Genomic DNA, 12,912 nt, shown 5'->3' with positions numbered 1-12,912 from the left:
TATGACAAGCTGAAGGCAAAGCACTATCTAAATTTATAAACCACTGACTTAAAATAAGTTATTCACTCATTTACTCACCCTCTCTTTCACAATTAATTTTCGTACCTTTGCCGTCTGATTATGAAAAAAGTAGCTTTTTATACCTTAGGCTGTAAGCTGAACTACTCTGAGACCAGCACGATCGGACGTATTTTCCAGGAACGTGGTTTTGAAAAAGTAGAGTTTACCGATACTCCGGATATTTATGTTATCAATACCTGCTCGGTAACGGATAACGCTGATAAGAAGTGCCGTAAGATTGTTAAGGAGGCCCTGAAGCACTCTCCTAATGCCTTTATTACCATCGTAGGCTGCTACGCGCAGCTTAAGCCAAAAGAGATCTCTGAAATACCAGGGGTGGATGCCGTGTTAGGTGCTGCAGAGAAATTTCAGTTGGTAGATATTCTGGAAACCTTTGAGAAAAAAGAGAAGGCCGAAGTATATGCCAGCCCGATCTCTGAAGCAAATACATTTCATAACTCATACTCCTTCGGCGACCGTACCCGTACCTTTCTTAAAGTACAGGACGGCTGCGACTACTCCTGCAGCTTTTGCACTATACCATTAGCCAGAGGCAACAGCCGCTCTGATAGTATCGAGAACGTGGTGAGATCTGCTAATGAGATAGCAGCATCTGGTGTAAAGGAGATTGTGCTGACAGGCGTAAACACCGGTGACTTTGGTTTACAGGATGGTAATAGAGTAGAATCATTTTACCAGCTGGTGCAGGAACTGGATAAGGTAGAAGGCATTGAACGTTTCCGTATATCCTCTATCGAGCCTAATCTGCTTAAAGACGAGATTATAGAATTTGTATCCAAGAGCCAACGCTTTATGCCGCACTTCCATGTGCCGTTGCAGTCGGGCTCAAACAAGATATTAAAACTAATGCGACGCCGCTACCAGCGCGAACTGTACGCTGACCGAGTGGCAACAATCAAAGCCCTGATGCCGCATTGCTGCATTGGTGTTGATGTGATTGTAGGTTTCCCGGGAGAAACGGAAGAAGATTTTCTGGAGACATACAACTTTATTAACGACTTGGATGTTAGCTATTTACATGTATTCCCATACTCTGAGCGTGAAAATACACTTGCGCCGGATATGCCGGGTAAGGTAAGTATAAAAGACCGCAACCGCCGCGCCGATATGTTGCGCATCCTTTCTGAGAAAAAGAAGCGCCACTTTTACGAGCAGAACATTGGCCGTGAGTTTACAGTGCTTTTCGAGGATGATGTAAAAGAGGGTGTGATGGAAGGCTGGACTGAGAACTATGTGCGTGTGGCAGCCAAGTATGATCCTGTACTTGTGAATGAGTTAAAGCATGTGCGCCTTACAGGTATTGACGCAAACGGCCTGATGGAAGCAGAAGAAACCTATCAGGAGATCCTAAAGCATTAATTTTTTTAGGCTTATTGTAAAAAAGCCCTATATTTAGAGTTGAATAACTTCCAACTTAGATAAACAAATAAACTTACTGTGAAATTAGTAAAACTAACTTTGGGTCTTGCTGTAGCTACAGCTACCCTTGCAGCTTGCAACCAGAATGGCGAAAAAGCAGCAGTTGTTTCAGAAACTGGCGCTACACAAAGAGCAGAAGCAGGTGTTCCTGATATCGTATATGTTAATTCTGACTCTTTATTGGCTAATTACGAATACTTTAAAGAAGTAAGAACAAGGCTGCAGGGTAAAGCTGAGGCTAAAGAGAAGAGCCTGCGTTCTCAGGCGGAGTCTTTCCAGAAAGAGGTGCAGCGTTTCCAGCAGCAAGCTGCTAACATGACGGTACAGCAAGCAAGTGCTACAGAGCAGCGTTTAATGCAGAAGCAGCAGCAGCTACAGGCACTTCAGCAAAACTCTGGCAACGAACTGATGACAGAGGAGTCTGAGGAGATGAAGAAGATCTATGACCAGGTAGAATCTTACCTTAAAAAATTGAGCGAAGATAAAGGCTATAAAATGGTGTTAACTTACCAGCGTGGTAACAGCGCCATCCTGTACAGCGACTCAACAAGAGATATTACTTCTGAAGTGGTGCAGGGCCTGAACCAAGAGTACGAAACTGTAAAGGCTGACACTGCTAAAGCAGAAGAAGCTACAAAGAAGAAGTAGTATTATCAGCTATACTTTAAAGGCGGACCAAACGGTTCGCCTTTTTTGTTTATACTACATATTATTTTATATATTTAGCATTAGCGCTATTCGGATTATCCGTCAATTTTGACGGATAATCCGAATAGACTTCCGTTTAGCAGATAGTTAGGCTTTATAATCATTATGAATTAGATGTATAGAATCGGTCTACTTGTGCTCATGATGTTTTCAGCCTTTGCGTCTATGGCTCAAGACAAAGCAAGGTTCTTCTCGGACTCAATTAACGGTGTCTATATTCCTAAGAACTTAGAAGAAAGCCTTAAGCAAATTGACACCTTCTGGAATGATTCAACAAAACAGGAAGTAGCCGAATGGACAGAAGATGAACTTATTGGAAAAGCTCTTCATGGGTTCGGCACATGGATTAGAAATAACTGGGGATTATGGGGCGGTTCACGGCTTTCTGAGTACTTCCACAAAATGGGAGTACATCACCCAGATGACATGTCGGGTATAATCCTTACATCCTACCATAGGAAAATAACTGGGAAGCCACTAGAAGTACAGGCACAGGTTCAACATATCAAGCAGTACTGGAAAAAAGCAGAAAAGGAAGAAAAAGAGCTAAAGCAAAAAGCTTTCAAAGAATTTTCTAAGGGCGATACTGTAGAGTTTTCTTACTACTACGAGTTCATTAGCTCTCAACAAGAAGATTCTTATATGAATGATTTATGTGAAGCTTATGGGGTAGTAATCAATAAAAACAAAAAGGATTTAACCCTTCTTGTTAAGTTACTCAGAGCCTGTGACGAGAATGGAATCGTAGTTGCAAGATATTCTAAAGCTGACAATTCAGGAATGCAGGTTGGGGAAGAGCACATCGAACTAATGCAAGAAGGAGAAAAGAAGTGGCTTGATTATAGTCTATGGCATGTTAAATAAAGAAATACATAGCCTAACCCTATGTATAGCGCATTAAAATGCACCATACATTAACCGTTAGCAAAACACTATCATGAACAGAAAAACAAACTTGCTCTATATCCCCTTTTACTTTATTGTATTGTCACTTATATCCTGTGTAAAGTCAAGCTCGCATAAAGCAACAAACACAGTTAGTTTAGATGTTCATGTTAATAATTTAATTAAGCCTCTTATAGACAGCAGCAAAATTGCAGGAACAACAATTGGTGTGGCGAAAGGCGGCAATATTCTTTTTGTAAAATCTTATGGGTTTAATGACGTCGAGTCTAAAGCAGAGTTGCCAGCAAATGCAACTTTTGAGATTGCCTCAGTAACCAAACCCTTTACCGCCATTGCAATATTACAGCTAGCTGAGAAAGGGCTTTTAGACTTAGAGGATGACATAAGCAAATACATTCAATTTGATTCCAAAGGTAAGATTGTGACAGTCAAACAACTGTTGGATCATACTTCAGGCATCAAAGACTACACCAGGTCAGTTATTCCAAATAAACTTGATGGTATTACATATGCTAAGGATACTATTGTTAGGATGCTAGAGAAGGAGGCATTCGAGTTTGAACCTGGTGAAGCCATGAGCTACAGTAATTCTGGCTATTTTATGCTGGGTCTAATCATCGAAAAAGTATCTGGGCTTTCTTACAACGACTACCTGAGACAGTATATTTACAACCCAGCCAATTTAGAAAACACCTGTGACTGTGGGAACTTACTTAGCGGTCCTAACAATTTGGCACAAGGTTACAACATAAATAAAGATGGCAACTTAATTAAGGTTAACCCAGGAGACTTTAAGTTGGCAAGTGCCGCTGGCTCTCTTTGCTCTACTGCTGAAGACCTGTTAACCTGGAGTATTGCACTTCACAATGCTGAAAAACTCCTCTCAAAAGATAGCTACCGTGCCATGATAACCCCATCTAAATTGGCAAACGGCACAACATTACGCTACGGACTAGGCCTGGAAATAAACACCTATAAGGGCAATGAAGTTATCTCGCACCATGGTATCATTGAAGGTTTCCTTTCAGATATAAAATACTTTCCAGCATATGATTTAACAGTGGTAACCCTAATTAACACATTAGGTCCAGTAAAACCTAAAGATGTGACTACTGCCATCGCAGATTACTACATTGATGAAAAGAGAAATGAACAAAAATTTGAGGGAGACTTATCCCCACTAGTTGGTACATATACAGGGAAAGTGATGGGAAGAGCCTTAACAAGAAACTTTGAAGCAGATGGCACCCAACTTTATATCAGCATAGGAGAAGAAAAGCAACCTCTTAACTACATAGGTAACGATAACTGGAGCGGAGAAGATGACTATATATATTCCTTCACACAACAGAAGACCACTAAAGTTCAGATAAGTGCTCCGTTAATGAGCGTTTCTTTTACCAAAATAGAATAAGCTGTCTTTAAAAAATGTATACAAAAAAATCAGTCAGCTCTATCATCATTGCTAATCCAACCGTTAACGCATTTATTAGGCTCTTATGATCTATCGAGAAGCAACCATATCCGACATCCTTCAAATTCAGCTCGTCAGGCACTCTGTTAAAGAAAATATACTTTCTGACCCATCCAAAGTTACCGACAAAAACTGCGAAGATTACTTAACTGTGAGAGGCAAAGGTTGGGTATGCGAAATACAACATGAAATTGTAGGCTTTGCCATAGTAGATCTAAAGGATCACAATGTATGGGCCTTATTTATAAAACCTGAGTTCGAAGGCAAAGGCATTGGAAAAATGCTGCACAAGATTATGCTGGACTGGTACTTTAACCAAACAACTAAAACGCTATGGCTGGGAACAGAGTTTAACACCAGAGCCGAGCAATTTTACCGCCTCCAAGGCTGGAGAGAGACAGGCATGAACGGAGAAGCTGAAATTAGGTTTGAAATGAGCTATGATAACTGGAAGTACGGAGAGGCTGCAAAAGCATAATAGCGCTAACAGCTAATAACTTATACTTTTGCAGTTCCACCGTTACTCAAAAGCATTCTTAATTTCTTTTAAGTATAAAAGCAAACGGTTCTGTATCAGCAGCAGTTTATACTTTATTCATATCGCAACGATTCAATCGGATCTAGCTTGGACGCTTTAAAAGCAGGATAATATCCAGAGATCACTCCTACTGCCACACATATAGTAAGACCTACTATCACCCATAGCCATGGCACAATAAATCCTCCCTCGCCTATTAGAGCAGCAATACCGTTGCCCATCATAATGCCAAGGAATATACCAACCAGTCCACCAAGTATACAGATTACGATAGCCTCTATCAGAAACTGCTGACGTATCTGTTTAGATGTTGCGCCAAGTGCTTTGCGCACACCAATCTCACGGGTACGCTCATTTACAGATACCATCATGATGTTCATCAGGCCAACAGATGCGCCGAGCAAGGTAATGAAACCAATGATAAAGCCACCGGCCTTCAGGAAGCCAGATATCTCGTTCAGGCTTTGCAGCAGCGAGTCGCTTCTTCTTATTTCAAAAGATTCCTCCTGGCCTAAAGGATCCTGGCGCACGTTGCGCATAATGCCTGTTGCCTCACCCATTACATAATTAAGCTCCTCTGGCTTAGGAATGGCTGTTTTGATAGCGTAGTTTAGCTCTCCACCGCCCATAAGTGGAATCTGGCGTCCTGTCTCTAGCGGAATGATGATTCTGCGGTCACTGCCACCACCCATGCTGCTGCCCTTTGTTTCTAGTTGGCCTACAATTTTGAATCTACGTCCTAAAAACGTGATGCTTTGCCCGATAGCCTCCTGTTTTTTAAACAGCTTTTCTTTGATTTCATTTCCGATAATAGCCACATTAGAGCCAAACTCATGTTCGTAGTTAGAGAAGCCTCTGCCTTTTTCTAATACTAGATTCTGTGTTTCCAGATAATATTCGTCGCCACCAACAACACTAATGTTAGGGTTTGTCTTGTCTGTTTCGCCTTTTACTACAGTAGCTCCCGATATATTCGCAGATAAACTAACTATAGCGTTGTCAGACATCATGTCTTTATACTTCATGGCCTGCACATAAGTAATGTTGGGATAAACTTTGCCTACACGCCCCTGCTGGTTACCGCGGTTATTGGAGCTTTTTTTGCGAATGTCGAACGAGTTGGCGCCAAGACTTGAGAAAGTCTGTGTAAGGGAGTATTTCATACTATCCACTGCCGTTAATATACCCACCAGCGACATTATGCCAATTGAAACAATTAGCCCTGTAAGTATGGTTCTTAGCATGTTCCCGTAGATGGCACGCATGCCTTCCCGTATGTTTTCGATCAGATTCATCCTTTAAAAAAGATTTTTATGCGCTTTCCTCTGTTTTTCCGTTAAGTATAAAACAGCTGCTCAGCTTCTAATATAACTGCTTTCTGCGAAAGAAGAATCATTTTTATACATTTGACTATAATATAAAGACGAACCAGATGTTTTTCCGTACCACGCTGCTATTCTTAACGCTCATACTTACCACTTTTTCTGCCTTAGCCAGCACTATACTTGTGCCAATGGATGAGGCACAGAAAGACCACCTGAAGTCTTACGGATTGGCATATTGGGTGCTCAGCAGAAATGTTCCCGTAGATTGGTTACTTAACTACAGAGGCGGCAGCTTTGCCTTTCAGCATGGTCCGCAGTTGGAGAATGAGCTGGTAGTGCGTGGTATCAGCTACACCGTAATTTCGGATGCACAATATAACGGTATACTTACTGAGATCAGCAACCCGGAAGCCAACATGGATATTATGAAGTTGGAAAAAGTGCCAAAGGTGGCTGTTTATACGCCAAAGTCTAAGATGCCCTGGGATGATGCCGTAACACTGGTACTTACCTACGCTGAAATTCCTTATGATGTAATTTATGACGAGGAAATTATTAAAGGCGACCTACCAAAGTATGACTGGCTACACCTGCACCACGAAGACTTCACAGGCCAGTACGGAAAGTTCTATGCGAGTTATCGTCACTACCCTTGGTACCAGGAGCAGCAGCGCGAGGCCGAAGAATCTGCCACGAAGCTTGGTTTTAAGAAGGTATCGCAGTTAAAATTGGCTGTAGTAAACAAAATTAAAGACTTTTGTGCAGGAGGCGGTTTCCTGTTTGCCATGTGCTCTGCCACCGATACCTACGATATTGCCTTGGCCGCCGAAGGAGTGGATATTGTTGAAGGTATGTTTGACGGTGATGCCGCCGACCCTAACGCACAAAGTAAACTCGATTATTCTAAAACATTTGCCTTTAAGGACTTTAAAATATCTCGAAACCCATTAGAATATGAGTACTCGAATATCGATATGCAGCCCCAGGAGCGTCCGGTTACAGAGACAAACGACTATTTTCAGCTCTTCACGTTTTCAGCCAAATGGGACCCCATCCCAACTATGCTTACTCAGAACCACGCTAAAACTATAAAGGGTTTTATGGGCCAAACAACAGCCTTCCGAAAAGGCTTGGTTAAACCAGAAGTGGTGGTGATGGGTGAAAACGGAGAATTAGGCGAGATACGTTACATGCACGGCACCTACGCCAAAGGCACCTGGACCTTTTACGGAGGTCACGACCCCGAAGATTACCAGCACTTAGTAGGCGAAGACCCAACAGACCTGGCTTTACATCCTAACTCTCCTGGTTACAGACTTATTTTAAACAACATCCTGTTCCCGGCAGCAAAGAAGAAGAAGCAAAAGACGTGATGGTTGATTGCTAAATTGATTAATTGTTGTTTTTCGTATAGTGCGATTTAGGCGACTACTTAAAGTTATACTAAAGGCCAGATTTAACAGAAACCACTATTACACTTAAGAGCCTAAACAATTCAACAATCAGCAATTTAACAATTAACTAATGCATCCTGTCCGGGCGCGGCTCCAGGTTACGGATTATCTCCGATTCAATCTGAAGAAGCTCTTTAAATCGGGCATCTACCACATCAAAAGGCATATACTCTTTGGCAAGCTTTACAAAACTCACATAGTGTCCGGCTTCTGACACCATGAGTTCATAGTAGAACTTCTGCAGTTCTTCATCCTGAATATTCTTCCATAGAAGTTTGAAACGCTCACAGCTACGGGCTTCAATTAGAGCATTTACTAACAGGTGGTCCATCAGCTGGCGTTCACGCTTGTCGCCTTTTCGGATATGCTTGCTTAGCTGCACCACATATTCATCAGGTCTGTTGCGGCCTAGGCCATAGCCGCGTTTCTTTAACTGCTCCAGCACACGCTCAAAATGGCTCCACTCCTCAGCTACAAGGTCTGTCAGTTCGTCCACCAGCTTTGTTTTGTCTGGATACTTTACGATTAGCGAAATAGCCGAAGTGGCAGCTTTCTGCTCGCAGTAAGCGTGATCTACAAGAATTTCTTCTATATTTTTCTCCGCGATGTTGACCCAACGCGGGTCGGTAGGTAACTCTAAGCGAAGTATGGTTTTGTTAGGCTGTAATTCAGACATGGGAAAGTATAATTTCGAATGCTTAAATGAGTGATTGAGTGGATGTAGGTAGAACAAAGATTCAGGTACAGTCTGTCATATTTTATAACGCCGCGACCAATTTACTCATACAGTCATTCGCTAACTGTTAATCAAAGAACATCCACTTCAGGCCGAAAATGAAACTGCGGCGCATCCCAGGGTATCCAGGCGTTACAAAATAACCAGGCTCCCACAGCTCGTTGTTTACATGGCTCATTTTCAGGAAAACATTTACCGTTTTAATGTCGGCGCTCAAAAACACATCAATCACTGGGTATGTGTTCAGCTTAAAACCATCTTGTAGATAGAACTGCTGCGTTACAGGCATATAAACATCGGCAAAATATCCGCTTGGCATGTATGCCTGCACCCCCACCTGACCAAACAAAGCCTTCTTAAATATAAAACCTTCAAAGTATAACTTAGAGTCTAGCACCCACTCCGGCACTCTAACACGTGTAGCCTCATCGGTATTAGTATAAGCGGCAAAGTTTTCGAAATGCATTGGTCCGAACCTTATATGATGCTTTATTTCAGCACCCCATAGGCGTTGGTTTCCTCCTAGTTGCTCTGGCACTGCCCCTTCGTTAAAAAAGATATAGCGCTTGATGTTAGTATAATTCAGGCCAAGTTTTATGTGCTGCCTCTCTCCTAATTTACCAGAATAACCTACTTCAGTGCGGTCAATCACAGAACTTTTAAAATTCTCGTTGTCCCACCGGAAATGGTTACTGATCATGAACTCTTCCAGCAGTGATGGAGAACGCAATATGCGCTCCTGAGATGCCCATAATCCTGCTAACTTACCATGTGCTTTCACACGATAGTCCGTAGAGATTTGAAACTCTCCATCAACTAAAAGCTCGGCCTTGTTTTCGTAGAACAACCGCAACTGCCCGCCTATAAATAATTGATTAAATGTTGCAGCGTCCCCTTTCCTGACTTCAGTGTTTGTGGTATCCCTGCGCATGAAGTCAAGTATGGTGTAGTCGATATTTGCATGGCGGTGTTTTAAATATGCTTTATAGAAAGATATGCTGCTGTTGCCTGTAAACCCAAATTGGTTTTGCAGCTCAGTATACACATTACGGTCTTGTGTCCGGACACCAGTGTACAATATTGCCGGGTACAAAAGAAGCGTGCCATTATCATCAGTCGGGAAAGCATTATCGCTGTATTCATTAGCCTGACGGTACCAATCCGTAGTACTGTATACTTTTAGATTTTCGTCAGCTAGCTTATAAATGTTAGTTAGATGCACTCCATGTCTGGTTTCTTCTGAGGCTGCCTGGTTCAGAAACACACTTTCCTGTTCATAGTCAAACAAGTCATCGCGCGTATCTGTAGGTTCTGGCCTGATGCCACCAGTCTCTATCTGCTCAACCTTCATCATAGTATAGTTAAAGAAGAGGTCGAAGCGATCGTTTTCAGAAGTATAGTGTGAAAATGCTTTGACTGCCTGGTTATCGATTAGCCCTTCGCGGCGCTGTGCATCGAGTTGCTTGTTAGACGAGATAATTCGATAGGCAACACCGGCATTCCAGCGTTCCGTTATGTTGCGTGCATAAATACCCTCAAACACCTGCTCGCCACGCTGCCCCTGTACATAGTATAGATGCGAATAAGGTGAACGCGTGTCATAATAATTTATCGTTTCCGGATCATAAGCATAACGATCAAAGGTATTTCTCCCGAAACGAACACCAATTTTCTGGGGCATCCGGAACAATAAAGGTTGTGCTGCAGTGCCCACATTGCCAAGGTGCTGGTAATAAGCGGTATCATTGTACCAGTAGCGCTCATTTTGCATGTTGTTGATAGAAGTATCGATGCGGCTGCGCACCAAACGACCTTCCATTACATCTCTTTCAAACAACTGCAAAGTTGTTCTGGGACCGTACAACACTTTTGTAGAATCATCTATAACCTGAGCAGCGGCATTATTGCCTGACAGCCATGTAACGAGGAGTAATCCGAAGAGTAACTTAATTTTCACAATTCAAAATTAGTGATTTTAGCACAACAAGCATGCTTTTACATTGCCTATACTTCTCAAAAGTATTAGTTAAACACTATATGCTATTAACGGTCATAAAATCCTTTACGTGTCCTGCAACCATAGAATCAAAAAGTGCAGCGTCTTTTAGAAAGCTTACTTGTATTGGCAGGTAAAATAAATCAAGTGTTTTTGTAGCATCGGCTAACTCGCCGGCAGTAAGTTTAACGGCATCTTTGCTGGTGGTTATAATGCTTATAATTTGGTTTTTATGCTTTTCCAAATAAGACTTTACTTGAGCCACATCCTGCAAAGAATAAGTATGGTGATCAGGAAAAGAAAAGACTTTAACTACCTGATAACCCGCTGTAGCAAGATACTCCTTTAATGGTGCCGGATTGGCAATACCAGTTAAGAGTATTATACTTTTTGATAATTGACTTGCGGCCCCTATACTTACCGGCGCACCGTATCTAAAAGTTGAAAAGAAAACAGGTGCTGCCGCCGTAGTATACTTTCTGATGCTGGAAGTATACTTCTCCATTTCAGAATGACTCATGTGCTGCGGGCATTTGCTTACCACCACCACATCGGCACGTGCTGCACCTGACCTGCTTTCGCGCAATAAGCCAGCAGGAAGTATAAAATCTTTAAAAAATGGCCGATTGTAATCCGTTAGCATGATCATGAAAGAAGGCCTGATAGCCCGGTGCTGCATGGCATCGTCCAGCACTACCACCTCAATATCAGGCACTAGCCGCCTCAGTTTCTGCACCCCTTCTACCCTGCTTTCGCTCACAGCCACGCTTATACCCGGAAAATCCTGATAATACTGATAGGGCTCATCGCCGAGCTGTGCTGCAGTTGATGTGGCATCGGCAAGTATAAACCCTTTGGTTTTACGCTTATATCCTCGGCTGAGTGTTGCTAAGTTATACTTTTGTAGTAACCGGATTAAATACTCTACATGCGGCGTTTTACCTGTGCCGCCTACTGTTAAATTACCGACTGCAATTACAGGTAATTCAAAGGAGGTGCTTTTAAGTATACCTTTGTTATAAAACTGGTTGCGCAAACTTGTAACAGCACCATAAAGTACAGCAAAAGGCCAGAGCAGTAATTTGAGATATTTCACCATATCATTTTAGCTAAAGCAAAATTAGAATTAATTTTAAACCGAGACGCCAAAACCGGAAATTATCAGAACTATGACTACTCGCATTAAAGACGTAACCAACCATCTGGAGCAGCTTGCACCACTTATATACCAGGAAAGTTACGATAACGCCGGTTTGTTAACCGGAAACCCAAACGACGAAGTTAGAGCCGTATTAATTGCATTAGATTGTACCGAGGAGGTAGTAGAAGATGCCATTACGAAAGGCTGTAACCTAATCGTGGTACACCACCCGATCATCTTTAAAGGGCTGAAGTCTTTGACAGGTAAAAATTATGTAGAGCGCACTATTATAAAAGCCATTAAACATGACATTGCCATTTATGCCAGCCATACTAACCTGGACAGTGTAATAAATGGTGTTAATACTAAAATAGCAGACAAATTAGGTTTAAGTAAGCATCGGATACTAATAAACAAGCCTCAAACCTTAATGCAGCTGGTTACTTTTGTGCCGGTAGACAACACGGATCAGGTGTTAGATGCGCTACACCAGGCAGGTGCAGGTAATATTGGCGAGTACAATAGTTGCAGCTTTAGTGTAGCAGGCACAGGCCGCTTTACTCCTACTGATAAGGCTAACCCTACTATTGGAGGCATCAACAAACTAGAGCAGGTACAGGAAAACCGTATTGAGGTAATTTTCCCGGCTTACCTGCAGGGCAAAATATTGGCAGCACTTAAAGCAGCACACCCTTACGAAGAAGTAGCACACTATTTATATACCCTGGAGAACCAGAACCAGGAAGTAGGAATTGGCATAATAGGCGAATTAGAAAATGCTTTAGCCGAAGAAGAGTTTCTTGCTTACCTAAAAGAGAAAATGGAATTGCAGGGATTGCGCTATACTACAGTAGGATCCAAAAGTATAAAACGGGTTGCTGTTTGCGGCGGTGCTGGCAGTTTCCTTATAAAAGATGCGTTGCGGCAGGGGGCTGATGCATTGGTAACAGGCGATGTTAAATACCATGAATTTTTCGACGCAGAAGGCCAAATGATGATAGCCGATATCGGACACTATGAAAGTGAGGTATTTACAAAGGAGATTTTTTATGATACAATTTCCAAAAACTTTACTAATTTTGCAGTCTATTTAACAAAAGTAAACACAAACCCTATCAGATACACTTTTTAATA

11 protein-coding genes are annotated in these 12,912 nt (G+C 42.1%); 7 read left to right on the top strand and 4 right to left on the bottom strand.

Annotated features, from left to right (window positions below; all coding sequences use genetic code 11):
- Positions 1-120: 120 nt before the first annotated feature.
- From mtaB to WG943_RS09490, 5 genes are all read left to right on the top strand, one after another.
- The gene (mtaB, locus tag WG943_RS09510) at positions 121-1,440 is read left to right on the top strand and encodes a tRNA (N(6)-L-threonylcarbamoyladenosine(37)-C(2))-methylthiotransferase MtaB (RefSeq protein WP_340408493.1); all 1,320 of its coding nucleotides are present in this window, start codon (positions 121-123) and stop codon (positions 1,438-1,440) included.
- A 78-nt stretch (positions 1,441-1,518) separates the two neighbouring features.
- Complete coding sequence (locus WG943_RS09505; RefSeq protein WP_340408492.1) at positions 1,519-2,148, top strand: OmpH family outer membrane protein; 630 nt, start codon at positions 1,519-1,521, stop codon at positions 2,146-2,148.
- Between the two features lie 225 nt (positions 2,149-2,373).
- Positions 2,374-3,072 (top strand): DUF6794 domain-containing protein, encoded by a 699-nt coding sequence (locus tag WG943_RS09500; RefSeq protein ID WP_340408490.1) that lies wholly within the window; start codon positions 2,374-2,376, stop codon positions 3,070-3,072.
- 73 nt (positions 3,073-3,145) lie between these two features.
- Positions 3,146-4,528 carry a serine hydrolase domain-containing protein gene (locus WG943_RS09495; RefSeq protein WP_340408488.1) on the top strand — a complete coding sequence of 461 codons (1,383 nt, stop codon included), beginning with the start codon at positions 3,146-3,148 and terminating at the stop codon, positions 4,526-4,528.
- An 85-nt stretch (positions 4,529-4,613) separates the two neighbouring features.
- On the top strand, positions 4,614-5,066 hold the full coding sequence (locus WG943_RS09490) for a GNAT family N-acetyltransferase (RefSeq protein ID WP_340408487.1): 453 nt from the start codon (positions 4,614-4,616) through the stop codon (positions 5,064-5,066).
- 113 nt (positions 5,067-5,179) lie between these two features.
- Here WG943_RS09490 and WG943_RS09485 read toward each other — a convergent pair whose 3' ends face one another.
- Positions 5,180-6,421, bottom strand: coding sequence for an ABC transporter permease (locus WG943_RS09485; protein WP_340408485.1), 1,242 nt, complete (start codon positions 6,419-6,421; stop codon positions 5,180-5,182).
- A gap of 137 nt (positions 6,422-6,558) precedes the next feature.
- Here WG943_RS09485 and WG943_RS09480 point away from each other — a divergent pair, with 137 nt between their 5' ends.
- On the top strand, positions 6,559-7,824 hold the full coding sequence (locus tag WG943_RS09480; RefSeq protein WP_340408484.1) for an asparagine synthetase B: 1,266 nt from the start codon (positions 6,559-6,561) through the stop codon (positions 7,822-7,824).
- Between the two features lie 148 nt (positions 7,825-7,972).
- Here the strand turns inward: WG943_RS09480 and WG943_RS09475 are convergent, their stop codons facing one another.
- The 3 genes from WG943_RS09475 to lpxK form a co-directional block, all read right to left on the bottom strand.
- Complete coding sequence (locus tag WG943_RS09475) at positions 7,973-8,581, bottom strand: tRNA-(ms[2]io[6]A)-hydroxylase (protein ID WP_340408482.1); 609 nt, start codon at positions 8,579-8,581, stop codon at positions 7,973-7,975.
- 127 nt (positions 8,582-8,708) lie between these two features.
- Positions 8,709-10,598 (bottom strand): putative porin, encoded by a 1,890-nt coding sequence (locus tag WG943_RS09470; RefSeq protein ID WP_340408481.1) that lies wholly within the window; start codon positions 10,596-10,598, stop codon positions 8,709-8,711.
- A 76-nt stretch (positions 10,599-10,674) separates the two neighbouring features.
- The gene (gene lpxK, locus WG943_RS09465) at positions 10,675-11,736 is read right to left on the bottom strand and encodes a tetraacyldisaccharide 4'-kinase (RefSeq protein WP_340408480.1); all 1,062 of its coding nucleotides are present in this window, start codon (positions 11,734-11,736) and stop codon (positions 10,675-10,677) included.
- A 70-nt stretch (positions 11,737-11,806) separates the two neighbouring features.
- Between lpxK and WG943_RS09460 the strand changes: the two genes are divergently transcribed.
- The gene (locus WG943_RS09460) at positions 11,807-12,910 is read left to right on the top strand and encodes a Nif3-like dinuclear metal center hexameric protein (RefSeq protein WP_340408478.1); all 1,104 of its coding nucleotides are present in this window, start codon (positions 11,807-11,809) and stop codon (positions 12,908-12,910) included.
- Positions 12,911-12,912: the final 2 nt, after the last annotated feature.

The sequence above is a fragment of the Pontibacter sp. H249 genome (assembly GCF_037892465.1).
In the GTDB taxonomy this organism is placed as follows: Bacteria; Bacteroidota; Bacteroidia; order Cytophagales; family Hymenobacteraceae; genus Pontibacter.
This window is presented reverse-complemented; position numbering and strand designations above follow the sequence as displayed.